25 protein-coding genes are annotated in these 25,053 nt (G+C 49.6%); 19 read left to right on the top strand and 6 right to left on the bottom strand.

The window, feature by feature from the left end; genetic code table 11:
• The first annotated feature begins 167 nt into the window (after positions 1-167).
• Complete coding sequence (locus ACQ4MZ_RS08395; protein ID WP_430844262.1) at positions 168-941, top strand: shikimate dehydrogenase family protein; 774 nt, start codon at positions 168-170, stop codon at positions 939-941.
• Here ACQ4MZ_RS08395 and ribD read toward each other — a convergent pair.
• Entirely contained in the window at positions 938-2,002 is a 1,065-nt protein-coding gene (gene ribD, locus ACQ4MZ_RS08390; protein ID WP_430844261.1) for a bifunctional diaminohydroxyphosphoribosylaminopyrimidine deaminase/5-amino-6-(5-phosphoribosylamino)uracil reductase RibD, read from the bottom strand. The two genes, ACQ4MZ_RS08395 and ribD, sit on opposite strands and share 4 nt — an antisense overlap.
• 90 nt (positions 2,003-2,092) lie before the next feature.
• Here ribD and prmC point away from each other — a divergent pair, with 90 nt between their 5' ends.
• Positions 2,093-2,953: a peptide chain release factor N(5)-glutamine methyltransferase gene (gene prmC, locus ACQ4MZ_RS08385; protein WP_430844260.1), complete on the top strand. Its 861-nt coding sequence runs from the start codon at positions 2,093-2,095 to the stop codon at positions 2,951-2,953.
• A gap of 27 nt (positions 2,954-2,980) precedes the next feature.
• Positions 2,981-3,934 carry an AAA family ATPase gene (locus ACQ4MZ_RS08380; protein ID WP_430844258.1) on the top strand — a complete coding sequence of 318 codons (954 nt, stop codon included), beginning with the start codon at positions 2,981-2,983 and terminating at the stop codon, positions 3,932-3,934.
• Between the two features lies 1 nt (position 3,935).
• On the opposite strand, the gene yidD is transcribed toward ACQ4MZ_RS08380, so the two are convergent.
• On the bottom strand, positions 3,936-4,145 hold the full coding sequence (gene yidD / locus ACQ4MZ_RS08375) for a membrane protein insertion efficiency factor YidD (protein WP_430844256.1): 210 nt from the start codon (positions 4,143-4,145) through the stop codon (positions 3,936-3,938).
• Positions 4,146-4,195: 50 nt separating this feature from the next.
• Here yidD and lgt point away from each other — a divergent pair, with 50 nt between their 5' ends.
• Together lgt and ACQ4MZ_RS08365 are read left to right on the top strand one after the other, a co-directional pair.
• Positions 4,196-5,026 carry a prolipoprotein diacylglyceryl transferase gene (gene lgt, locus ACQ4MZ_RS08370; protein WP_430844254.1) on the top strand — a complete coding sequence of 277 codons (831 nt, stop codon included), beginning with the start codon at positions 4,196-4,198 and terminating at the stop codon, positions 5,024-5,026.
• Positions 5,027-5,109: 83 nt separating this feature from the next.
• Positions 5,110-5,724, top strand: coding sequence for a hypothetical protein (locus tag ACQ4MZ_RS08365; protein WP_430844252.1), 615 nt, complete (start codon positions 5,110-5,112; stop codon positions 5,722-5,724).
• A 79-nt stretch (positions 5,725-5,803) separates the two neighbouring features.
• On the opposite strand, the gene ACQ4MZ_RS08360 is transcribed toward ACQ4MZ_RS08365, so the two are convergent.
• A complete protein-coding gene (locus tag ACQ4MZ_RS08360; RefSeq protein ID WP_223401917.1) occupies positions 5,804-6,343 on the bottom strand; it encodes an RNA polymerase sigma factor in 540 nt (179 codons plus the stop codon).
• A gap of 572 nt (positions 6,344-6,915) precedes the next feature.
• Between ACQ4MZ_RS08360 and ACQ4MZ_RS08355 the strand changes: the two genes are divergently transcribed.
• The 7 genes from ACQ4MZ_RS08355 to ACQ4MZ_RS08325 all read left to right on the top strand — a co-directional run bounded on the left by ACQ4MZ_RS08355 (position 6,916) and on the right by ACQ4MZ_RS08325 (position 16,305).
• A complete protein-coding gene (locus ACQ4MZ_RS08355) occupies positions 6,916-8,841 on the top strand; it encodes a PfkB family carbohydrate kinase (protein ID WP_430844250.1) in 1,926 nt (641 codons plus the stop codon).
• Positions 8,841-11,084, top strand: coding sequence for a ligand-binding sensor domain-containing protein (locus ACQ4MZ_RS08350; protein ID WP_430844248.1), 2,244 nt, complete (start codon positions 8,841-8,843; stop codon positions 11,082-11,084). The genes ACQ4MZ_RS08355 and ACQ4MZ_RS08350 overlap by 1 nt, the downstream gene beginning before the upstream one ends.
• Before the next feature lie 56 nt (positions 11,085-11,140).
• The gene (locus tag ACQ4MZ_RS08345; RefSeq protein WP_430844247.1) at positions 11,141-12,148 is read left to right on the top strand and encodes a polysaccharide deacetylase family protein; all 1,008 of its coding nucleotides are present in this window, start codon (positions 11,141-11,143) and stop codon (positions 12,146-12,148) included.
• Positions 12,149-12,161: 13 nt separating this feature from the next.
• Positions 12,162-14,381 (top strand): hypothetical protein, encoded by a 2,220-nt coding sequence (locus ACQ4MZ_RS08340; protein WP_430844245.1) that lies wholly within the window; start codon positions 12,162-12,164, stop codon positions 14,379-14,381.
• Between the two features lie 56 nt (positions 14,382-14,437).
• Positions 14,438-15,760, top strand: coding sequence for a DUF3748 domain-containing protein (locus tag ACQ4MZ_RS08335; protein WP_430844244.1), 1,323 nt, complete (start codon positions 14,438-14,440; stop codon positions 15,758-15,760).
• 81 nt (positions 15,761-15,841) lie between these two features.
• Positions 15,842-16,045, top strand: coding sequence for a DUF2683 family protein (locus ACQ4MZ_RS08330; protein ID WP_430844242.1), 204 nt, complete (start codon positions 15,842-15,844; stop codon positions 16,043-16,045).
• The gene (locus ACQ4MZ_RS08325; RefSeq protein ID WP_430844240.1) at positions 16,036-16,305 is read left to right on the top strand and encodes a Txe/YoeB family addiction module toxin; all 270 of its coding nucleotides are present in this window, start codon (positions 16,036-16,038) and stop codon (positions 16,303-16,305) included. Before ACQ4MZ_RS08330 ends, ACQ4MZ_RS08325 begins: the two co-directional genes overlap by 10 nt.
• Here the strand turns inward: ACQ4MZ_RS08325 and ACQ4MZ_RS08320 are convergent.
• Positions 16,295-16,849, bottom strand: coding sequence for a Uma2 family endonuclease (locus tag ACQ4MZ_RS08320; RefSeq protein ID WP_430844238.1), 555 nt, complete (start codon positions 16,847-16,849; stop codon positions 16,295-16,297). The genes ACQ4MZ_RS08325 and ACQ4MZ_RS08320 overlap by 11 nt on opposite strands.
• Positions 16,850-16,920: 71 nt before the next feature.
• Positions 16,921-17,949, bottom strand: coding sequence for a LacI family DNA-binding transcriptional regulator (locus tag ACQ4MZ_RS08315; RefSeq protein ID WP_430844237.1), 1,029 nt, complete (start codon positions 17,947-17,949; stop codon positions 16,921-16,923).
• Between the two features lie 142 nt (positions 17,950-18,091).
• Here ACQ4MZ_RS08315 and uxuA point away from each other — a divergent pair, with 142 nt between their 5' ends.
• From uxuA to ACQ4MZ_RS08285, 6 genes are all read left to right on the top strand, one after another.
• Positions 18,092-19,297: a mannonate dehydratase gene (gene uxuA, locus ACQ4MZ_RS08310; protein ID WP_430844236.1), complete on the top strand. Its 1,206-nt coding sequence runs from the start codon at positions 18,092-18,094 to the stop codon at positions 19,295-19,297.
• A 23-nt stretch (positions 19,298-19,320) separates the two neighbouring features.
• Positions 19,321-20,112, top strand: a complete 792-nt coding sequence (locus tag ACQ4MZ_RS08305) for an SDR family NAD(P)-dependent oxidoreductase (RefSeq protein WP_430844235.1) — start codon at positions 19,321-19,323, stop codon at positions 20,110-20,112.
• Positions 20,113-20,136: 24 nt separating this feature from the next.
• Positions 20,137-20,994 carry a ThuA domain-containing protein gene (locus ACQ4MZ_RS08300; RefSeq protein ID WP_430844233.1) on the top strand — a complete coding sequence of 286 codons (858 nt, stop codon included), beginning with the start codon at positions 20,137-20,139 and terminating at the stop codon, positions 20,992-20,994.
• Between the two features lie 41 nt (positions 20,995-21,035).
• The gene (locus ACQ4MZ_RS08295) at positions 21,036-22,469 is read left to right on the top strand and encodes a Gfo/Idh/MocA family protein (RefSeq protein ID WP_430844232.1); all 1,434 of its coding nucleotides are present in this window, start codon (positions 21,036-21,038) and stop codon (positions 22,467-22,469) included.
• A 179-nt stretch (positions 22,470-22,648) separates the two neighbouring features.
• Complete coding sequence (locus ACQ4MZ_RS08290) at positions 22,649-22,903, top strand: type II toxin-antitoxin system RelE/ParE family toxin (protein WP_430845348.1); 255 nt, start codon at positions 22,649-22,651, stop codon at positions 22,901-22,903.
• 17 nt (positions 22,904-22,920) lie between these two features.
• Complete coding sequence (locus ACQ4MZ_RS08285; RefSeq protein ID WP_430845347.1) at positions 22,921-23,232, top strand: helix-turn-helix domain-containing protein; 312 nt, start codon at positions 22,921-22,923, stop codon at positions 23,230-23,232.
• A gap of 28 nt (positions 23,233-23,260) precedes the next feature.
• Here ACQ4MZ_RS08285 and ACQ4MZ_RS08280 read toward each other — a convergent pair whose 3' ends face one another.
• The gene (locus ACQ4MZ_RS08280) at positions 23,261-24,121 is read right to left on the bottom strand and encodes an AraC family transcriptional regulator (RefSeq protein WP_430844230.1); all 861 of its coding nucleotides are present in this window, start codon (positions 24,119-24,121) and stop codon (positions 23,261-23,263) included.
• 259 nt (positions 24,122-24,380) lie between these two features.
• Here ACQ4MZ_RS08280 and ACQ4MZ_RS08275 point away from each other — a divergent pair, with 259 nt between their 5' ends.
• A complete protein-coding gene (locus ACQ4MZ_RS08275) occupies positions 24,381-24,809 on the top strand; it encodes an META domain-containing protein (protein WP_430844228.1) in 429 nt (142 codons plus the stop codon).
• Positions 24,810-25,053: the final 244 nt, after the last annotated feature.

The raw sequence follows: 25,053 nt of genomic DNA, 5'->3' as shown, positions 1-25,053 counted from the left end.
CTGTGCAGGAAACCGGTTGAGACACAGCGTGATGAGCCATGCCAGCGCGCGAACCATGAATCGTATACGTGAATTTAACATGCCCTAATTCTGCACGCATTTGTAATTAGCTGATGGCTGGTATAACTTAGCAGGCCAAATTTTTGTCGTTCGTTGCACGCATTCTTATGAACTTATACGGCCTGATCGGATACCCGCTTACACACTCTTTCTCAAAGCGATATTTCACGGACAAATTCCTCAGGGAGAAAATCAAAGAGAGCAGTTACGAGCTTTTTGAGATGAAATCCCTCGAAGAATTGCCCGAACTGCTGAAAAAGAAGCACGACTTGCGCGGATTGAATGTTACGATCCCCTATAAGAAGGATGTGATTGCCTACCTCGACGACCTCGACGATGCCTCGGCTGAACGCATCGGTGCGGTGAACACGATCAAAATCTACGCCGACGGCAGCACGAAAGGTTTCAATACGGATTACTACGGTTTCCAGCAATCGCTCGTGGAATGGTTTGATAAACGGGGAGAATCATGCAAGTATATGAAGGCGCTGGTACTCGGTAACGGCGGTGCCGCCAAGGCGGTGCAGGTGGCATTGAAAGACCTTGAGATGGAGTATAAGCTCGTTTCCCGCCAAAAAAGCGACGATTGCATTTCGTACGAAGGGCTTACCCAGGAAGTAATCGAAAACCATCGGCTGATCATCAATACGACCCCGCTGGGAACTTTCCCCAACACTGAAGAATGCCCCATGATCCCTTATCAGTGGATTACGAGAAGCCATTACCTGTACGACCTCGTCTACAACCCGGCCGAAACTCTGTTTTTGAAAAAAGGCAGCGAGCAGGGCGCCGCTACGATGAACGGACTAAAAATGCTTGAATTGCAAGCAGAAAAAGCCTGGGAAATCTGGACGACCGAAGAAAATCTCTGGAGCGTTTAAACACGATTGTAATAGGTCCACAAATCATCGCCGATTTGCTCCGAACCTTTGAACAAGCCCCTGGGAACCGGGGCCGCCACACCTTGGCCGATGGCGAGTGTCCCCTGGCAGCGCCGGATCTCGTCCCATAAGCCGCTTTCCAGGAATGCGCTGATCACCGCTGCGCCACCTTCCACAAGAACGGATTGTATCTTACGCCGTTGCAGGCCTTCCAGCAACTGCGCGATTTCATCGCATTCCTTGTCTATTTTCAAATAGGCTGTCGAGGGTAGTGCGTAGCGTTCCGGATCGGCGGGAATTTCTGTCTCACGGTGATAATTGACCACGATTGTGCTTTGCGAATTGTCGAGCAGGTGCAGCTGCGGTGGCAATTGCAAACGCCTGTCGGTAACGATCCTGACCGGGTTTGTTCCGACCCAATGCCGCACATTCAGCCGCGGATTGTCCATCAAAGCGGTTTTGTAACCCACCATAATGGCATCTTCCTCGGTACGCCACTGGTGTACGCGCATATTCGATAATGTTCCGCTGATCTGCACGGGACTACCGGCTTCATAACCCAGAAATCCATCGGCCGTTTCGGCCCATTTGAGGATCACGTAGGGCCTTTTGAGCATCATAGCCGAAAAAAAACGCTTGTTCAGCTCTAATCCGCGTGCTTCCAGCGCATGGCATTCCACTTCAATCCCGGCCTCGCGCATTCTGCGAATGCCTCTGCCGGAAACCAGCGGATTGGGATCATCATTACAGATGACCACTTTTTTCAATTGGCGGCTCACCAAGAGGTCTGCGCACGGGGGCGTCTTACCGGTATGCGAGCAAGGTTCAAGCGTAACATAGGCCGTGGCTTGTGGCAGCAAATGCGAATTACCTTTCGCATCCACATCTTCAATTGCCCGTACTTCCGCGTGCGGCTCACCGTAGGCGCGGTGCCAGCCTTCGCCGATAATCCGGCCCTCATGGACGATCACACAGCCTACCATCGGGTTCGGGCTCACTGCGCCGCGCCCGTATTCAGCGAGCTGCAAGGCCCGTTCCATCCATTGATTATGCGTCTCCATGTGGCAAAAATACAAATGCCCTTTTAAACTCAACTTTCGGGAGTTCCCATAATTTGCTAACTTTCCGACATTGGATCAAAATCAGTGAAAATGACTTCCGCACGCCAGCTTTATTTATATATAGTAAAAAACATCACAGTTTATCCGGAAAAAGAGGCCCAGGCAATCTCGTTCATGCTGTTGGAGCATTATATGCGCCTCCGTAATATCGACGTGCTGGTGGATCGTCCGATACCCGAAAATACGGCGCAGCCCGACTGGGATAACATCATCAAACGCCTGAATAACAACGAACCGGTGCAGCATATCATCGGCTCTACTGAGTTTTGCGGCCTCGAATTCCGCGTTTCTTCGGCGGTACTCATTCCGCGTCCCGAAACCGAAGAGCTGGTGCAAATGGTAACACGCGACTATGCGGAGCCCGATAAAAACATTTCCATCCTCGATATCGGGACCGGTAGCGGCTGTATCGCCATCGTGCTCGCACGCTTCCTCCCGCATGTAAGCGTGCATGCGTGGGATGTCTCCGACGAAGCATTGGAAGTGGCCAGAGAGAATGCCCGCCAGCTCATTGCCGATGTGACGTTCGCAAAACAGGATATGCTCAATGTGACCTTCCCCCTCCCCGGCAATATCGTCCAGTTCGACTGCCTGGTGAGCAACCCGCCGTACGTAACCTATTCCGAGGCAGAAAGTATGCGCCCGAATGTGCTCCGTTTCGAGCCGCACGAGGCATTGTTTGTGGAAGACAACGATCCGCTGCTGTTCTACAAAGCCATCGCGGATTTTGGGGTGCACCATTTGAAACAGCATGGCAAATGCTATGTCGAGATCAACGAGCATTTCGGCGCCGAAACCAGGAAGGTTTTTGAAGAAAGGAATTATAAAAACGTGGAAATCCTTCGTGATATCAATGGTAAGGACCGCTTCGTAAGAGCTATATGGGCCTGATCCATTTAAAATTTTGACCTCATTTTCATGTACGTACAAAAAATCAGGGAGGTTCTGGACGAAATGGGCAAGGTGGTAGTGGGGCAGGACAAACTGCTGAACCGACTGCTGATAGGCCTTTTTACCGGGGGCCATATCCTCCTCGAAGGTGTTCCGGGACTTGCCAAAACTTTGACCATCAATGTCATGGCCAAAGTACTCCACCTGGAATTCAAGCGCATTCAGTTCACACCCGATCTGCTCCCGGCGGATTTGATCGGGACGATGATCTATAAACCCAAAATAGGCGATTACGAAGTCAAAAAAGGACCTATTTTCTCCAACCTCATCCTGGCCGACGAGGTGAACCGCTCCCCTGCGAAGGTGCAGTCCGCATTGCTCGAAGCGATGCAGGAAAAGCAGGTGACGATCGGCGATGAAACCTTCCTCCTCGACCGCCCCTTTGTAGTACTCGCCACCCAAAACCCGGTGGAACAAGAGGGCACCTATCCGCTGCCTGAGGCTCAGATCGACCGGTTTATGATGAAAGTCTACGTCGATTACCTCGACAAGATGAAGGAACTGGAAGTAATGCGTCGGATGTCAGATATCAATTATGAATATAAAATCCGGCCTATTCTAAACAAGGAAGAGATTTTCGCAATTCGCGACGAAGTCAACAAGGTCAATATCTCCGATACGCTCGAACGCTACATTATCGAACTGGTATTCGCCACCCGCCGGCCGCTCGATTACGGGCTTCGCGACGAGGCACGTTACATCCAGTTCGGCGCGTCGCCGCGGGCTACGATTTACCTCAATCGCGCGGCAAAAGCGCTGGCCTACCTCGAAGGGCGGGATTATGTTTTGCCCGAGGACATCAAGGAACTCGCGCCCGACATTATGAACCACCGCATTCTGCTGAACTACGAAGCCGAAGCCGACGGCGTGCGCACGACGACCATCATCGATTCCATTCTCCGGAAGGTTGCCATTGGATAATTCAGGGTACCGGGTCATGACCGTGACCACTCCAGGGATGGCACCGTGCAATGCGTTTCAATCCCATCCAACCGCCTTTGAACGGGCCATGTTTCTGCACGGCCTCGATCATATATTGCGAGCAGGTAGGCGTATAGCGGCACGAATTAGGAAAATAAGGGGAAAGTGCCGCCTGATAAAACCGCACGAGGGCTATGAGTAAAAATTTCATTTCGCGTCTTGTCTCATATTAGTATATTTGATCATTAACATCACAAACGCATGCTTTCATATATCATGTGGGACGTCAGTCCCGAAATTTTTACCATTCCGGAAATCGCCGGTTTTGGTCCCTTCCCTGTCCGTTGGTATGGTCTTCTCTTCGCAGCCGGCTTTCTGATCGGCCAGCAAATTATGATCTATATTTTCAAGAAAGAAGGAAAGACGCTGGAAGATATCGATTCGCTGACACTATATATGGTGCTCTCCATCGTCATCGGCGCCCGCGTAGGCCATTTCCTTTTCTATGAACCAGAAGTGCTGTTTAAAAATCCCCTGGAAGTAATATTACCTCCATATGCCGGGCTTGCGAGCCATGGTGCAGTGATCGGCACCGTGACCGGGCTCTGGCTGTATGCCCGTTCCCGCCGGGGCACGGGCCAGACGTTCTTCTGGGTCACCGACCGCCTTACCATCACCTTTGCATTGGGAGGCTCATTTATCCGTTTTGGTAACCTGATGAACTCCGAGATCGTCGGAAAGCCGTCCGATCTGCCCTGGGCATTCATTTTCCGGCAAAACACCGAGTTTCTGCAAATCCCGCGCCATCCGGCACAGCTTTACGAGTCCATTTCCTGCTTCATCCTCACGTTCGTCCTGTTCGGAATCTGGAACAAATACAAGGCCGCCACACCACGCGGGCTGATGGTCGGTGTGTTCCTCGTATGGGTGTTTACGTTGCGATTCCTGTATGAATTCCTGAAAGAAAACCAGGAAGCGTTCGAAGCCAATTATGCGCTGAATATGGGACAAATACTGAGTATCCCCGCTGTACTGCTCGGGTTGTACTTCATTATCCGCTCACGGCAAAATCCCATGGAGGTAGCCAGCTGAATCTCCTGACACGAGTAGGCGTGCATCAGTGCGGCGTTTTCATTACATTGTAATTAGTTTGAAACAACTCTAACAACTGTCAGATGAAAACATCCTTTATTGCCGCATTTCTTTCATGCGCCCTGCTCTTGACCGGTTGCGGAAGCAAACAGGAAGAAAAAGAAGCCGAGGAAAAAGCCGCTGCCGACAGTCCGGCCGACGCTCTTCAGGCTATTGCCGATAAAGCCAAGGAAATGGGCGATCGCAAGGCCGTCGACCCGGTGGATTTCCGTAAGCTGAAAGACCTTTTACCCGAAACCCTGGCCGGTATGAGCCGCACGGAAGCTACCGGCGAAAAAACCGGCGCCATGGGCTTTACGGTTTCGACCGCCGAGGCCAAATATAAAGGAAGCTCGGATGAAACGCTCGACGTCGAAATCGTGGATACCGGAGGCATTGCCGGCGTTTCGACCATGGCGCTCGCGGCTTGGTCAATTGCCGAAATAGATAAGGAAACGACCACCGGCTACGAAAAGACGACGACGATCGAAGGTTACAAGGCTTTTGAGAAATATAACAACGAAAGCAAATCCGGTGAAATCAACGTGCTGGTCGCGGACCGTTACGTCGTGAATGTGGAAGGGAATAACCTCAGCGTAGACCAGCTGAAAGATGCCCTGAAAGCCATCGACCTCGGCAAGCTGAACGATATGAAATAAACCAAAAAGGAAAGCAGAAGCGTAGGTGCTTCTGCTTTTCAAGGTTTTAGGAATATATAATATTGGACTAACCCGGGTGCTATATCGTTGCCAGATCCACTTTTTCGCGCAGGATCTGTTTTGCTTTCACCAATTGGTTCTTCACTGTATTTTTGGATATTCTCAAAAACTCTGCAATTTCCTGATAGGATTTCCCTTCTTCAATATTCAGCTTCAAAATCTGCCGGCGTTTGATCGACAACGATTCCACAGCTGCCTGCACGACGGTCAGCCTTCTCTCGGCCTCTTCCCGTTCTTCCTCACCCGCAGCGCGGATTGCCTCCATATAATGCTTACGCAGCTGCTCGCTCTTTTCCAGCTTTTTGAAATGGTCGAATGCCATATTCCGCAGACAAGTGAACAGATAGGAATTGAAATTATAGTCCGGCTTGATCTGGGTACGTCTTACCCAAATCTTGATAAACACGTCCTGAACCATGTTTTCAGCTTCTTCCTCATCTTTGAGCAGTGAAACCGTAAACCGCAGTGCAGGTGTTTTGTAGTGGTTATACAATTCTGCAAAGGCCGCTTCGTCGCCTTGCGTCACTCTGATCAGGGTATTTTCGTCGGGATAGGCCACAGTCGTACAGTTTTAGCTTATAGAAAAGGGAACTAGGTAAAGAGATTCCTGTATTAATTAAAAAACTTTTATTCTTAGTTTGATCCTATTTATCAGCCGGCATCAATTTTGCTTTATTAATAATAGGTAATCAGTCAGGTATTAAAATAAAGTTGTTTCAAACATCACCCTGGCAGCGGAAAATTCTGCTTTCGAAACAATCGGCGATGCTTTGTATTGAGCGGCGTATTTGCAATTGTTTGATAAATCTACACCTCCGGATTTAAAATTCAAATCGCAAACTGCGTAAAAATATCTTCATTTTGCGCATCATTGTACGATTTAATCATAACATAATAGTAACTTATCATTTATCACATATTTCCTCATTTCCAGATAGTTCTTAGCGAAAAATACTTGGGAACAACCGACAGTTTCGCTTCCGTTTTACGACTGCAGCTTTTAACAATTTTATAACATTTGCTGCAAATCGCCGGTGTTACGATAGCCCTCCTTCCGGCATCGGTCGTATTACCCAAAAACACCTCAACATCCATATCCATTTTATCCTAAATCCAGACTAACCTTTGCTCATGGATCAAAGCCGCATCAATCAGATACTGGAGAAAATCTCCGCCGTTCAGATCGCCGTGTATGGCGACTTCTGTCTCGACTCGTACTGGGTCATGGACGACCGCACTTCCGAAGTTTCCATTGAAACCGGTTTGCAGGCCCAGGCCGTTGCCCGGCATTACTATACGCCGGGAGGGGCAGGGAATGTCGTGGCCAACCTTGCCGCGCTCAAACCGGCGGGGATCAGGGTGATCGGTGTAGTAGGCGACGACATGCAGGGACGGGAACTCACAGCACAGCTCCAACAGCTCGGTGCGGACACGAGCGCATTCATTATCCAGAAAGACAATTTCAATACATATAGTTATCTCAAACGGCTCGTCGACGGCCAGGAAGAGCCACGCATTGATTTTGGTGTATATAATGAAAGGAGCGTCGATACGGACAAGCAACTTGTAGCCGCGCTTGAAAAAGCATTACAGGAATGCGACGCATTGATTTTTAACCAGCAGGTGACCGGGAGCATTACCAACGTTTCGTTTATCGACGATGTGAACACGCTTTTCACTAAATATCCCGACAAAATCGTGATGCTGGATTCGCGGCATTTCAACGACAGCTTCCGGAATACCTATCTTAAATGCAACGACCGCGAGATCGCTTCTTTGAATGGCCTGAATGTTGCACCGGATGAAACCGTGCCTGTAAGCGATCTGAAAGGTTATGGCACCGAAGTGTTCAGCCGGTACCACAAGCCCGTGTTTGTGACCTGCGGCGAGCGCGGCATTATCGCATTCGACGAAGCCGGCTACCATGAAGTACCCGGCATTCAGTTGAAAGGTAAGCTCGACACCGTCGGTGCGGGCGATACGGCGATCAGCGCCATTACGCTTTGCCTTGCTGCCGGGCTATCGCCTGCCGAGGCCGCATTGTTCGGCAATTTTGCAGCGGCGGTGACCGTGCAGAAGCTATTTACAACCGGAACCGCAACCGGCGAAGAAATTGCCGTGGTGGCTAAAGACCCGGATTACATTTACAATGCCGACCTTGCCGAAAACGAGCGCGCAGCGGTTTACTATCCTGAAACGGAATTCGAAATCTGCGTGCCGGAGATCCTTGACAAACTGGGACATATACGCTATGCCGTTTTCGATCACGATGGTACCATCAGCTCGCTTCGGCAGGGTTGGGAAGAGATTATGGAGCCTGTGATGATGAAATCCATTCTCGGGCAACAGTACGACACGATCGATGCCGGCACATTCCATAAAGTACAGGCCGAATGCAAGGCATTCATTCACAAAACCACGGGCATTCAGACCATTTACCAGATGGAAGGGCTGGTAAACCTGGTGCGTGAATTCGGATTTGTGCCCGAAGACCAGATCCTTGATAAATTCCAGTACAAGGAAATTTACAACGACGGCCTGATGGAGATGGTGAACAAGCGCATGGAAAAGCTCACCAACGGAGAACTAGGCCAGGAAGACTATACCCTGAAAGGTGCAGTTGCATTTCTGCGGGAACTTAAACAACGCGGCGTGACCATGTACCTTGCAAGCGGTACCGATGCCGAAGATGTGAAAAACGAAGCCCGGATGCTTGGCTACGCCGATTTGTTCGACGGTGGAATTTACGGTGCATTGCGCGATTACACCAAGTTTTCAAAGAAAATGGTGATCGAGAAGATCATCCGAGATAATAACCTGCAAGGCAAAGAACTGGCGGTATTCGGCGATGGCCCCGACGAAATACGCGAAGGCCGCCGCGCGGGAGGCATTTCGGTGGGCATTACGAGCAACGAAGTACAGCGCTTCGGGCACAATCCAGCCAAGCGCCCACGGCTCGTACGCGCAGGCGCGCAACTGCTCATCCCCGATTTCTCGCAACATAAAAAACTGATCAGCCTGCTGTTTCAGGAGAGCGAAAACTACGCGGAAGCCTGATGCGACGTTTTGAAAAACAGCTGATTGCCTGGCTGACCTGCGGATGCCTGTCGCTGCTCATCGCGTGCAAGAATGATAAAACTGTCGGAAATGAACCCTCCTTTTACCAGGATGAGGCTTTCATTCAGGAATATCACGAAGCCTATCCGATGGAGGGCAACGACGTGCGGGCAGTCCTGGCCGATCGCAACGGTAATGTATGGTCAGCTACGGCGAAAGGTGTTTTTCGTAAAATGAAGCATTACAGTAACTGGGTACCCGTGCTAGATGGCTACTCGAACGGGCCTTCGTTTGCTTTGGCGCAGGATTCAACAGGTACAATCTGGCTGGGAACGTGGAATGGGTTATACCAACATCAAAATGGAATAGTCAGCAAGGTGAATGGACCTATTGGGCCAATCTCCACGATTTGCACCAATGCAGGCACCGTTTACGCGATCGGCCCGAACGGCTTTTGGGCGGGTAATGAGACCGCTTTTACGTTACAAAAAGCAGCCGTAGCAAAGTCAGTGCGCGATGTGATCAGCGACGGGAAAGACGGCCTTTGGATAGCCTCCGATGTGGGACTTTACCATTGGACTCCCTCGCATCTGGAACACACCTATAAAACAGACGCTTTGATTGCCGCTTACACCAAAGGTTTAGCATTCAACCATGACGGAAGGCTCTGGATTGGCGGCCTGGGCGGAGTTACCATTCAGAATAACGGAAAAAAGGAGTCGGAACTGAGAACAGCCGACGGCGTTCCTTCTACCTATGTCACGGCCGTCCGTCTCGCTCCCGACAGCTCGATGTGGGTCGGCACGCAGACCGGCGTAATACGTTTCCGGAAAGACGGCAGCCGTTCGTTGCTGTTTTCAAGAAGGTGGCTGCTGGACGATCGGGTCAATGATATTGCATTTGACCATGATGGCAATGCGTGGATAGCGACGCCGCAGGGTGTAAGCGCCATTAAAAAGCGGGATATGACGCTAGCGTCCAAAGGCGCATTCTTTTATAATGTTTTGATGAAAAGGCATATCCGCGCTCCGTGGATCGCCGGGCAGGCGCATTTGCGCATTCCGGGTGATACAACGAGTTGGGAACCTGAGGACGATGACAACGATGGTGAGTACACCGGCAACTATCTCGCGATGGAAAGCTTTAGGTACGCTGCTACGAAAGATCCCATTGCCAAGGAGAATGCGAAAAAGGCATTCGGTTTCCTGAAAATGTTGCAGGAGATAACCGGTACCGACGGCTTCTTTGCGCGCACGATCATACCCGCTACGTGGACCCACATGCACGATGGCAACCGCGCGTATACGGAACGCGAGCGCGCGGACGAGCTCGTGAAGGAGCCGCGGTTCAAACCCGTGGAAACACGCTGGCATTTGTCGGGCGATAAAAAGTGGCTTTGGAAAGGTGATACGAGCAGCGATGAAATGTGCGGGCATATGTTTGGCTACTACCACTACTATACACTCGTAGCGGACGCCGCAGAAAAGAAAATCATCGCCGCACACGTAAGCAGGATCGTCGACTATCTCATGCAGCATAAGCTGAATTTCGCAGATGTGGACGGTAAGGCTACCCGCTGGTCAGTATGGTCGCCAGACCAGCTGAACCGCGATCCGGAATGGCTGCCCGACCGGAACCAGAACTCGATGGAAATGCTCGCATTCCTGAAACTGGCGCATTTCATGACCGGCAATGCCAAATACCAGAATGAGTATATCAGACTGATCGAAAAAGAGCATTACCTCGACAATATGAAGGAGGTAACGAAACAGAACCCAGCCTGGTTCATCTATTTTGACGTGGTGTTACAAGCATACCTCTACCCGATCCTGATCCATTGCGAACAAGATCCCGAGCGGTTGAAATTTTATAAAAATCACCTGGAAGAGTGGTTCTCGAAGCGCAAAGGCGACCATAACCCGCTGATTAACTTTATATACAACGAATGTCTCGACAAAAGGGCGGAGCTGAAAAATTCCGTGGATTTCCTGATCGACACGCCGCTGGATTTGGTAGACTGGCCGATCGATCACCGGAAAAGGGAGGATATCAAAGTGGTGCGCACGCCGGTTCTGGAAGACGAACAAGTAAGCGAATTACAGCCCGCCAGCATACGGCTCACCGTCCGATGGGACAAAAATCCATGGACATTAGCCGGCGGTGCCCCGCAAGTGGAACGTGAGCCGGTTTTCTGGCTCCTACCCTATTGGATGGGCCGATATTTGGGAATGATTTCAAAATAGAAACAACATTCGATATGAAGACCTATCTTTTGCTCATAAACCTGCTATTACTGGTCATGCAAGAAACATCAGCACAACAGACCTATGCCGAAAAACTCGGCTGGCCCAAAGGCGCGAAGGTCATTATTTTCCATGTCGACGACGCGGGAATGTCGCATTACTCGAACGAGGGCGCAAAGAAATCGATACAGAATGGCATTGCCACCTCGTGCAGCATTATGATGCCGTGCCCGTGGGCAGCGAGTTTTGCCAAATTCGCCGTCGCTAACCCAGGTATGGATGCCGGTCTGCATTTAACACTCACCTCGGAATGGAAAGATTACCGTTGGCCACCGCTGAACGGCATTGCACATTCGGAAGGGCTCGTGGACGATGAGGGATGTATGTGGCATGAAGTGGAAGACGTGATCAAACACGCCAGCCCGGATGTGGTGGAGCAGGAAATACGCGCGCAACTGAGCCGTGCATTGAAACTCGGCTTGAAACCCACCCATATGGATTCGCATATGGGAACGCTGTTCGCGCATATCCCCTATCTGGAAAGGTATATCAAAGTCGGAGCAGAATTCGGCATTCCGGTCATGTTCCCCGGCGGAAACAACCAGCTTTTGAAAGAATGCCTGAACAATCCATTGGTCAAAAAGCTGAAAGCGGAGGGCAAATGGAAAGAAGGTATAGAACTTCCCGAACCTGAAATCACCAAGCGCTCGGCCGAATTCGGACAAAAAATATGGGCGGCCGGCTTGCCGGTACTCGACGACCTGCACACGATCAGCGGCGACTGGAAGCCCGAAGGCAGCGACGTCACACCCGAACAATGGGGTAAGTACAAGGCTCAAAAGTTCATCGAAACGATCCGCAAAATGCAACCCGGCGTGGCGATGATGATCGTCCACAGCAGCGACGTCACCGACGATTTCAAATACATCAGTGCATCGGGCGGCTCGCGATATGCCGACATGCGCTCGATGCTCGATCCCGACCTGAAAAATTTTATCCAGTCGGAAGGCATTATCCTCACCACCTGGAAAGAGATGATGGAAAGAAGGAAAAAAGTTAAATAACCAACTCAATACAATGCAAAAGCACTTTTTATTATCCCTCCTATTACTGACGGGCGCGGCTTCCGCACGTGCGCAGGTACAACCTGTGCATAAGGACAAGCCCTATTTGCAGGATTTAAGTATCAAATATTATGCTGATACCACTCAGAGTTCACTCCAACAGGTTGCCGCCGACCGCAACGGCATTATCCAGATGTTGGCCAAAGAGGGACTTCGGCACATTTCTGCGGGGCAATTCCTCTACCCCGGCAAAGTCGTTCCCGACCGGAATTACCGCTACATGAAGGATAAGAACATCAGCAACCTCATTTCCTACGAAAATCAACTCGTTTACCTCACCGACCAGGTGGTGTTCAGCAATGCTTGGGCTGGAACGCTGTTTTCAAGACACAGTCTTCCAAAGGCCAGCTTGCTCGCGGGCGGCAAGGATTTTACCTTCCTCGTTTCCGATGGTGCTTCGCTCGAATTGATCAAAGACTCGAAGAACCTCTGGAACGGCAAGCTGCCCGACGATGCTGTGATAGGACTAGCATTTCAGGATAATGCAAACCAGTTCTGGATTTTGGGGAACAAATCGCTTTACAAACTGGGTGTTCAGGACAAAAAGCTGACGAAAGTGCTCGCAGGCACCGATTTCACCGCATTTGATATTACTTCCAAAGAAACGAAGATCATCATTGGTACCAGCGACGGCTACCTTACTTTGGATATTCCAACCGGAAAGCAGACCGGCAGCATTAACCGCAAACTGCCCGTTACCAGGATTACCGCCGTGAAAGAAGTGAACGGCAAAGTATGGTTCGGCTCCGATATGGGCGCATTTGCATTGCGCGGCGATGGCAAGTTTGACTATTATTTTGGAGAGCGCTGGCTCCCAGGTAATACTGTTTTGGATATTGAAAAGGGGCCTAAGAACTCGGTACTGGTTTTAACGACCAAAGGTTTGGGACAAATCCAGTTCAAATCGATGACTTTGGAAGAGAAAGCTAAACTGTTTGACCAACAGGTACGCCTGCGGCACATCCGCAACGGCTTCAACTCGCAACTTACCGGGCTGAATCACGGCGATTTGTCGACCGGCTACACCGAAGATTCGGATAATGACGGCCTTTGGACATCCATGTACCTTGGCGGCCAGATTTTCCGGTATGCAGTCACTAAAGATTCCGAGGCATTGCAAAACTGCCGGGAGTCGATGGACGCCATGGAACGACTTTACACCGTGAATCCCGTGGCCGGATTTCCGGCGCGTTCCTTTGAGCGTTCGGGGCATATCAATGAGCTGCACGATGTTGAACGGTGGCAGCATTCTCCTGAGAAGGAATGGGATTGGAAATCGACCACCAGCAGCGATGAAGTGATCGGGCATATTTTCGCCTTCGGTGCGGCCGCAGAACTGGTTGACGACCCGAAAATCAAGAAACAGGCCATTATGCTCATTGATACGGTCATGTCGCACATTGTAAAAAACAATATGTATCTGATAGACTACGACGGCAAACCTACTATGTGGGGCAAATGGCATCCCGACTATGTGAATGCATTTCCTACTAATGTAGGCGACCGCAAGCTGAACTCGTCCAACATCGTCGCTATGCTGCAAACAGCCTACCATTTTACCAAAAAGGAGAAATACAAGACAAAAGCATTCGAGTTGATGAACAAGCACGGCTATTTCGAGAATATGATGCGGCCCATGAGCGTAATCGGCCGGGCACCGGAGGATGCCGACGAGCATGCGAAACACATGTCCGACGGCTGGAACCACTCCGACGACGAAATGTATTTCCTCGGGTACTGGGGGCTTTACCGCTACGCTTTCAACGATACACTCAAAGCCAGTTACAAGAAGCAGATTATCGACCACTGGCAGGCGGAACGCCCCGAGAAAGAAGGAGCCTGGAACATTTTCACTGCATTAACAGGCACCAAAGATTTTGACCTGAACGAATCTGTATGGTATTTGCAAGAGCATCCGATGGACCTGATCGACTGGGTGATCAGGAACAGCCACCGCAAGGACATCGAAAAGCTCGAACCCAACTTCCGTAAACAGACCACGAAAGAAGTCTTACCTCCGGATGAACGCCCTATTCAACGGCATAATGGTAATATGTTCAGCCTCGACCGGAACGGCGGCAACGGTTCCGGTGAGCATAGCGCCGGTGATATCTGGCTCCTCCCCTATTGGATGGGCCGTTACCTCGGCATCATTACCGGCCCCCAAAAGTAGATTTACCCATGAGACTTGTTTCTATTCCGCTTTTAACGTTCCTAACATTTTTGAGCATGCAATCCTGCCAGACCGACATCGCAGAAAAACAGATCACGCACGACCTGACCTACCACCACGACCTGGACAATAATGACAACTTTTCGCCCGATGGCGAATGGCTCGTGTATGACACCAGAACCGACGAGGGGGGAATCGCGGAATCGGCGCGGATCGAGCGTGTGAATATTGAAACGGGAGAGAAACAAGTCCTTTTTGATATTAAAGGCAATGCAGTTTGGGGCCCGGGTGCCGGGGCTGTGAGTTATAGCCCCAAAGAAAACGCCGTTGTATTTATTCACGGCCTTTCCACCAGCACCAAAGAGAATCCCTACCAGCAATGGCGCCGTACCGGCGTGATCATCTACGACGATCGCCCGAACGTGCCCGTATACATGGATGCGCGTGACGTGACGCCCCCATTCACACCCGGCGCGCTACGCGGAGGCACGCACCGGCACGAGTGGAGCGGCGACGGCCAATGGATCGGGTTCACCTACAACGACGCTATCCTGAAAGCGCTGGAAGACTCGAACGGGCAGAAGCGTAACCTGCGGACAATTGGTGTTTCCAAAAAAGTGAGGGCCGTTAAAGTGGATGAAAATGCGGAAAATGTATCCGGCGAATGGTTCAGCGCGTTGGCAGTTCGAGTTGTTCCAAATCCTGCTCCTGGAAGCGATGAAATTAGCCACGCGGCAAGTGACAGCTGGGTTGGAACAAATGGTTATACCGACACAAATGGCACCCGCCAGATCGCACGGGCATTTCTTGGCACTGTGAAGGATCAAAACGGCCGCGACGTACCCGAAGTTTTCATCGTCGATATTCCCGAAGACATTACTCAATCCGGACCACTAGGGCCATTGGAAGGGACTCTCACCGATTTCCCGATGCCACCCAAAGGTACCAGGCAACGTCGTTTGACTTTTACCGCCAACACGCCACATCCAGGTTGTGCGGGCATTGTACGGTCGTCACCGGACGGCAGTCAACTTGCTTTTGTTGCCGGGGATGCCAAGGGGGTCAATCAGATTTTCATCATTTCCCCAAATGGCGGCAAGCCGCGCCAAGTCACCGAATGCGCTTCCGACATTACCGGCAACCTGCGCTGGCATCCTGACGGCAAGCATGTTACCTATGTTTATGAAGGAAGCATTGTGCTTTGCGCGGTGGGAGACGCACCATTCAAAGAGAGAATCCAGGTTTTGACCGAACCATCGGAGTTTGCTACGAGCAACCTGGTATGGTCAGCGGATGGGAAGGTGCTTGCATTTAACAGACTATTGAAGAATGAGGCCGGGAAGGGGGTGCAGCAGGTATTTGTGTTGCGACTAAATTGACAATTTGGGTATTTGACATTCTCTAACTGCTTTGGAGAGGTTTTCGAAAATTCATAACTTTGATATAAACCATTTCAAGTTATGGAAACTTTCATCGTGCAGCCGAAGAACGAGAATGAGCGTAATGCGATCGAAGCATTCTTCAAAGAGTTGAATATATCTTTCAAAACAGAAGACCGCGAAACCCTTTATGATGCCGAGTTTGTAGCCAAAATCAAACGGGGTGATCAGGATGTCGCAAGAGGACGCACTACCAAGATAACCCTGGACGACATATGGAAATAAAGTTGACGTCTGACGCTTTGAACGATTTGCAATACTGGAAAAAGACTGGTAATACACAAATTCTAAAAAGAGTCAAGCAACTTTTAGAAGCCATTCAATCAGCACCATTCCATGGCATCGGAAAACCAGAAGGGTTAAAAGGAAATCTTTCCGGCAAATGGTCGAGGAGAATTGATAAGGAACACAGATTGGTATACTCCGTAAACGATGACAATGTCATCGTTTTTTCTTTGAAAGGGTATTACAAAATCAAAAGCTGACTTTTCTGTAAACTACGCTAAGAGGCAAGTCTGCTTTGAAATAAGGCAATCTAATTACATTTTCTATTTTGTCATAGAATTCAACATACCAGCGCTCACCATCACGGATGTACATTTCAATCTGGCATTTGGCCTGTTCGATTATCAGGTAATATTGCAGTGAAGGCTCCGAGGAATATTCGTGAAGCTTTTCAACACGATCGGTTTTGGCTGTGCTTTCCGATAATACCTCAACTATAAGCAATGGTAAAGTAGTATACCGAACAGCGTCGCCCTTTTCTTCACATATCAGAAAATCGGGGATACGAACAACCCTGCCATCTTCAACTCGCAACTTTACAGCGTTTTGATAGAGTTCGTATGAGCTATCTTCTAATATTTTAGCGAGGTAGCGATGAATATTCCCAGCAATCCTATTGGAAGTAGTTGTTTCTCCAGACATCCCGATGATTTCTCCGTTGACGAATTCAAACCGGCCTTCGTGGGTTTCACAAAAGGCGAAGTATTCTTCCAGTGAATAGAGTCTTTCAGCCACAGCTTCCATATTTCTGCTTTGTTTTCAAAAATAATGAATTACAGGAGAATGCGATTGGCAAACGTTGAATGTAACGCAATTTACGACTTATCCAACCGAATCGACGACCTTCTGATAATCAGTTTAGAGCGCAGGATAATTGGTTCTGAATTGTCTGTGATTTTAGTCCCATTTAGTTGGCCGATCATGGTAGTCATCGCTGTCTTACCCATCTGATAGCCCGGATAAAAAACGGTTGTGAGCTGCGGCGACACCACCTGTGAAACCGGATCATTATTGAAACCAACAATGGCCATATCCTCCGGGATTTCATACCCCTTTTCTTTCAAAGCCTGCATGCAGATCGCCGCACAAAGATCATTAGTAATAAAAACGCCGTCCGGTTTTTCTTCCATTCCGTCTATTTGCTCAGCTATGATCCTACCCGCTTCCTGGCTGAGGTCGGTCGATATAACAAGTCGATTATCCACCGGCAAGTTCTCATCAGCGATCGCCCGTTTGAAACCCTCTAGTCGGTCGGCATACACATTTCTTCGCAGGTCGCCGGTTGCGTGCATGACCCTGCGGCAGCCTTGATCCAGCAAATGGCGTGTTGCGTCGTAGCCGGCCTGCTCGTTATCGATAATTACCGCGCCGCATTGCGGATGATTCATGATGCGATCGAAGAACAGGACAGGAATATTGCGGTTGATGAAGGTGGAGAAATGTTCAAATGAATCGGTATCGTAGGCGACGGAGACCAGCAAGCCGTCCACACGGCTGTTAAACATGGTTTTGGCATTGGCCTGCTCCTTCAACTGGGACTCCAACGATTGACTGATCAACAGGTTATACCCGAAATTATTGGCTACTTCCTCCATTCCCGCCAATACGGTTGACATAAAATTGCTATTCAACCTCGGCACGATCACACCGAGCGTGTTCGTCTTGCGGGTCCGCAAATGGCTCGCAAATGTGTTGGAACGGTACCCGAGCTCGGCTGCCTTCTCCGCAATGAGCGCCTTGGTTTTAACGTTAATCGCAGGATGGTCGTTCAATCCCCGGCTCACAGTCGCGGGCGACAATGCGAGTATTTTTGCGAGGTCGTAAATGGTAATTTCCTTTTCCATTATTCTTTTCTTGTAGGGGATCACAGGCGCGTTTCCCGTCTATTGCAGGACAGGAATCCCTGCGGCCAGAATTTATGGCAAGTTAATGCAATCGGTTACAATACAAGATAATATTTATATTTTTATAAAAAACCTGTTACTTATGATTCAAACAATGCGCTGGTTCGGCCCGAATGACCCGGTTTCGCTGATGGACATCCGTCAGGCGGGGTGCAGCGGCGTCGTCACTGCGCTGCATCAGATACCGGTCGGCGACGTCTGGACGAAAGACGCGATCCGGGAAAGGATCTCGCTAGTCGAAGCGGGCAATGAACGGTACACTACCCTGAAATGGCTGGTCGTAGAGAGCCTTCCGGTGCATGAGCATATAAAGAAAGGGTTGCCGTCGCGCGAGCAGTACATTGAAAACTACAAAGCGTCTTTGCGTAATCTGGCAGCGGAGGGAATCCGGACAGTGTGTTACAATTTCATGCCGGTACTCGACTGGTCGCGCACCGATCTTACTTACACCTTCCCCGAAGGCCACAAAACGCTGCGGTTCGTATGGGTGGACTTTGCATTGTTCGATCTCTATATTCTCCAACGTCCTGGTGCTGAGGCGGATTATGACGAGCAGGTACGCGAATCGGCCAGACAGAAATTACAAGGCATGTCACCCGCCGATATTCAGGGACTGACAAACACCGTTTTGCTGGGCCTGCCAGGTTCAGAGGAGGCATTTGAACTCGCCAATTTCCAGGAGTTGCTCAATGCTTATGCTACGATCGGAGATCGTGAGCTTCGCGAAAACCTGTATTACTTTGTCTGCCAGGTGGCGCCGGTGGCGCAAGAGTTGGGCATTAACCTCTGTATCCACCCCGACGATCCGCCGCGGCCTTTACTCGGCCTGCCGCGGGTCGTGAGCACCGAAGCCGATCTCGCGCAGCTGATGAATGCATGCGATGTCCGGGCAAACGGTATCACATTCTGCACCGGCTCACTGGGCGTCAGAGCGGATAACGATTTGCCGGGAATTATTCGGCGGTTCGGCGACCGCATTCATTTCGTTCATCTCAGAACCACCAAAAGAGAGGCCGGTGACAACCGCAATTTCCACGAAGCACCGCATCTGGATGGCGATGTGGATATGTATGAGGTTGTCAAGGCATTGCATCAGGAAGAGCTGCGCCGCGATGCAGCACATTATTCTGACAACCTGCTGCCTATGCGCCCCGATCACGGGTTCCAGATGCTCGACGATCTGCACAAAAAGACGTATCCCGGTTATTCCATGATCGGTCGGCTTAAGGCACTGGCCGAATTGCGGGGACTCGAAATGAGCGTTGCACGGTCGGTTCAGGATTATTAATCAAGATTTATAGATTTTAAATAATGTCCACGAATATTCAAATCGAAACAATACCATCACTGAATGTCTTCTCCCTGGAGGGTAAAATTGCACTCGTAACCGGCGGGGGAAGCGGAATCGGCTTTTACATAGCGCAATGCCTCGCACAGGCGGGCGCGCAACTCGTGATCACGGGCAGACGCGAGGATGTTTTGAAAGAAGCATTACCCAGGCTCGGTGCGAACGCACGCTATTTTGTCAATGACATTACAGACCTCAAATCGCTGCCTGCATTGATCGAAACGATCGAAGCGGAAGTGGGGGAAATAGATATTCTGGTTAATAATGCAGGTATTAACATGAAAAAACACGCCGTTGAAGTTTCCGATGAGGATTTCGACCGTGTTATTCAGACCAACCTGCATGCTGTCTTCTCGATCACCCGCGAATGCGGCAAGCGGATGGTAGAACGCAAGCGCGGCTCCATTCTGATGATCACGTCCATGGCTGCATTGTACGGTATCGATCGCGTGGTGGCTTACACCGCATCGAAGTCCGCCGTTGGAGGAATGGTGAAGGCATTAACCACGGAGTTTTCGCCCTATAATGTTCGTGTAAATGCCATTGCCCCCGGTTTCATCGAAACGCCGATGATGCTAACCGCCATGAATGGCGACCCTTCGCGCCGCAATAAAGCCATGGACCGCACGCCCATGGGTACCTGGGGTAAGCCCGACGACATCGGTTGGGCAGCAGTATTCCTGAGTTCGGAGGCCGCAAAATTCATTACCGGCGTTACACTGCCTGTGGACGGCGGCAATTCAATTGGATTTTAGTTAAACCTTTTTCTTTTCGTGTCAATGAAAAAACAAAACATCCTGACAACATGCCTTCTCTGCCTGTTATTCTTCGGACTGGGGGGATTCGTAAGTACACACGCGCAAAAAATCAAATGGAACAAAGTTAAGGTACTGGTTTATACTAAAAACGGGAAGGGTTATGTGCATGACAATATTGCCAATTCCAAAACAGCGATCCTCGCCCTGGGAAAACAGCATGGTTTCGCCGTAGACACCACTTCCGATCCCTCGAAGTTTACGGATGAAAACCTGAAACAATACGACTGCCTGGTTTTCTCGAATACCAACAACGACGTTTTCGACACCGACGCGCAGCGGGTGGCTTTAATGCGCTACATTCAGGCAGGCGGCAACTTCGTGGGATTACATTCGGCATCGGGTACCGAGCGTAAGTGGCGGTGGTTCAAGGACCTGCTGGGCGGAACGTTCTTCTGGCATGAGCCGGGGCAGAGCTTTTCAGTCAAAATCCTGGATCCTAAGAACCCTTCGCTTGCACACCTTGGAAAAGAATGGCAGCGGCAAATCGATGAATTCTATTTTATCAAAGAACTCGGCGTAAATCTGAATGTACTGGCGGTAAATGATCACTTAACCATTCAAAAACCTGCCGGAAAGGCGCTGGATACATTTGGAAGCGTGTTTCCCTCTGTCTGGTGGCATGAATACGATGGCGGACGTTCATTCTACTCATCGCTTGGACATCAGAAGGAGGATTATGAAAAGGAGGACCTTCGTAAACACATCCTTGGTGCCATTGAGTGGGCAATCGGGCCGCAGAAACCCAGAAATTACAGCAGGGCTTACGCAACGAGCCCGCAAGACCCGGCGCGAAACACTATTCCGGCACTTTCGAAATAACCACCAACATATTAGTCATCAATCCTAAATCTGCATACAACATGAAAGATCAGAAGGAGCAAAATCAGGACAGAAGGGCATTCCTGAAAGCCACCGCAAAAGGTACAGCAGGCATTATCGCAGCATCGATGTTCCCTGCCATCGTGCCGGCCTCCGTTTTCGGTAAGAATGCGCCGAGCAACAAAATCAATATCGGACAGATCGGCTTCGGTCGTATCGGTTCTACGCACGACTTGCCGGAAGTGATCAAAAATGAAGCCGCACACGTGATTGCCGTGGCCGATCTTGATAAAAACCGCCTTGCGAAAGGCAAGGAATGGATTGAACGGAAATACGCCGAACGTACCGGCAAAGACAAATACCTCGAAGTAAAAACGTACGATGATTACCATGAAATTCTCGGTCGTAAAGACATCGACGCGGTCATCATCAGTACGCCCGACCACTGGCATGCACAGCCAGCGATGGAGGCTGCCGTTGCCGGCAAGCACATTTATATGCAAAAACCCACTTCGCTCACGATACGCGAAGGCCGCCAGATGGCCGATATGATTAAGAAGAAAGGGGTTATTTTCCAATTGGGCAGCCAACAACGATCCATGAACCCATGGCCGCAGTTCAAGCGCACCTGCGAGCTGGTGCGCAATGGCCGTATTGGAAAGCTGAAAAAAGTATATGTGGGCCTCCCCGGTGATCCTGCCGGTGGAAATCCGGCGCCTATGCCCGTTCCATCCAACTTGAATTATGATATGTGGCTCGGCTCGACGCCGGAGGTTTACTACACGCTGGACCGTGTCCATTCGCAAACGGACATCAACGACCGTCCGGGCTGGCTTCGTCTCGAACAATTCGGTGCCGGTATGATCACCGGCTGGGGCTCGCACCACATCGACATCGCGCATTGGGGGATGGATACCGAACTCACAGGCCCGATTGAGATCGAAGGCAAAGCCACATTCCCTGCAAAGGGTTCCGGTCTTTGGGACGTGCATGGCGATTTCCTGGTAAATGCATTGTATGAAAATGGGGTACAAATGGAAATCGGCGGTACCAACCCTAATGGCGTGAAATTCGAAGGAACAGACGGCTGGATCTTCGTTTCGCGTGGAAATGTAGGCGTTACAGCCTCCGACCCGGTTGCAGCACAAAATGCCAAGGAGAATAAGGCATTCTATGCCAGCGATCCAAAAATTCTGGGTTCGGTAATCGGAGAAAATGAAATCCATTTGTACGAAAGCCCCGAGCAGCACCAGAACTGGATCGAAAGCATCCAGAGCGGCAAACAGACCATCAGCCACGCCGAAATCGCGCACCGCTCATGTACCGCGTGCCTCCTCGCGCACACGGCCATGAAACTCGGCCGCAAAGTGAAATGGGATCCGAAAAAGGAACAATTCATTAATGATAAGGAAGCCACGGCCATGCTCTCACGGCCGCAACGCGGGAAGTATGGGACTAATAATGTGAAAGGATAATGCTTTGAAATATCCTGGCTCAGCATTGACTGGTCAGGATATTTTTTTACCTTAGAAGTTTCCAAATTTGGAAACACACATTATCTTTATATTCACCACATGCACTATTTCAACACACTAATATTAGAAGAGGCCAATCGGTTTCTTCGTACCCTTCAACCGCAGGCGGTAGATAAAATATTTTACAACATGGGAGTGGCGGCACAAACGAATGTCCCAGACTGTTAAAAAAAATTCATCAGCATATTTGGGAATTAAGGACAACTTTTAATGGTAATGAAATTCGGCTGCTTGCCTTTTGGGACAAGTCAGATACAAAAAACACGCTGGTAGTAGCTTCCAATGGTTTCATTAAGAAGTCGGCGAAAATCCCGTCGCAGGAAATACAACGAGCGCTAAGAATTAGAGCTAGATATTTTGAAGAACAACAATAATCATGGGAAAATCAAAAATGAAGGTATACACTTTGGAAGAATTGAAAGACGAGTACATAGGCCCAATTGGTACTCCTGCCAGAGATGCACATGAACATAAGCTAAGCATGGATCTGCTCGGAAGAGCCATCAGAACCATTCGTAAAGAGCGGAATCTAACGCAGGAGCAACTTGGAGAACTCGTCGGAGTGCAAAAGGCACAGATTTCTAAACTCGAAAATGGCACCAATAGTGCAACCATTGATACCATCCTGAAAGTTTTCAGTGCCTTGAAAGCAGAAGTTCAGTTCAATGTTACAGTCAATCAGCAAACATTGACCATTAGATAGCGGCAAGTAACAATAGGTTCAGATATCATCAATAATTCCCCTTATACTCCCGCGGCGTGTGCCCGATGTATTTCTTGAAATTCCGGTTGAAATTAGATAGCGAATCGAAACCGCTGTCGTAGGCGATCTGTGCAATGGTCCATTTGTCTTCGAGCAGGAGTTTGCAGGCGTGGCCGATACGGATTTCGTTGACGAAGTCGATGAAGGTCTTGTTTGAGCGGGCTTTGAAGTAACGGCAGAATGCTGCTTCGGTCATGCCGGCAAGGGAGGCGACATCGCTGAGGCGGATTTCCTGGAAGAAATGCTGCAACACGTAGTTATGCACTTTTTGCATTCGTTCGGTTTCCGATACCTTAAAGTTGTTTACATAGCCATAGCTCGAAATGAACTCGCCGGAATTGTCGTGCGCAAGTTTGTCGAGCAGCGTCAGCAGTTGCAGAATGCCTTTAAACCCTTCCGTAGTCGTGAGCGAGATCAGTTCGTCACGAATATGCTCCGAGAGCGCGCCTTTATAGGAAATCCCTCTCTTGGAATCAGCCAACAGCTGACGAAGCCCCAGCATTTCGGGCTTGTCGAGAAAGTCCTTACCTAAAAAATCTTCCTGAAAATAGAGCACGATGCCATGGGTCATCAACGATGAACCCGTTTCGAAATAGGCCGGGTCGCTTCGCCAAAGGTGCGGCACGTCCGGACCGAGAAATACCGTATCCCCGGGGCTGAAAGTTTGGATGGAATCCCCAATCAACCGTTTGCCAGTTCCCTCCAGAACGGTAAATAATTGGTAATGCGGATGAAAATGCCAATTGGGATCGAAATGGGGCTCTTTGAGCTCGTGAACCGTCACGGTACGTACCTGGCTCTCGATATTTTTGTGGATTGGTGCTTTCATATTCTGTCAGGATTTTACCCAAAAGATCAGCAATATTACATTATTAATATCAAAATATGATCATTTACCGAATTTATTCACAAAAAATAGATTGAGCCATCGGCAAAAGAATCTAGTCCTGGAACCGTTATAAATTATACCGTCCATGCTCGGACGACTGGCATATTTTTTGTAGATTTATAGAGCCGCTCAACTTTTTTGCAACCTTTTTTGCGAGTACGATGTCAATCATAGGTAGTTCTGAAATTTATTTACGCATATGAGAGCCCTTATAATTCCGACAGCATCCGTGCTGTTTTTTTCGCTGCTGACGGGCTGTGGAAAAACTACCACAATCAGCAGCAATGTGGAGTTGACCGGCAAATGGCAATTGGAGAGTATTGTGCAAGAGGACGATACCATTCATAAACCTGCTACCACGAAAGGCGTGATGGATATAGGCCTCAATTTTAAAGATAAAGGCGAGCTGGAAGGCACTACTTCCACCAATATTCTTACAGGCTTTTACGAAACCGCTCAGCAAAATACGATCCAGATCGGCGGCGGCGGCACCGAAAGAGCAGAAACGAGCTGGGGTAACCTGTTCGTCAACGCACTGCCGAGCGTGAACCTCTACGATTTGAAAACCAATCGGTTGATCCTGTACTACGAAAATAACAACCAGCTCATTTTCAGCCGCGTGCAGTAATATACATTGAACATTAGCTTCAAAAAGTGGCGGTCCTTCCAAAAGGGCCGCCACTTTTATATTTTGGTCAATGAGTCGATTTTACCCCGTTACTCACTCAAGCAGACGCGAACTTATCAATATCAGCTAAGTACTCGTCAAATCGTGTATATTGAACAGTACTTTTTTACTTTAAGATTGTATACTGAAAAGACAGGGGCACTTGCATCCCGCCTAATCCATTCGCAGCGAAATAAATTCGATT

This window comes from Dyadobacter sp. BHUBP1 (assembly GCF_050587785.1).
Classification (GTDB): Bacteria; Bacteroidota; Bacteroidia; order Cytophagales; family Spirosomataceae; genus Dyadobacter.
The sequence above is the reverse complement of the archived record's forward strand: the minus strand, read 5'-3'. Positions and strand labels throughout refer to the sequence as shown.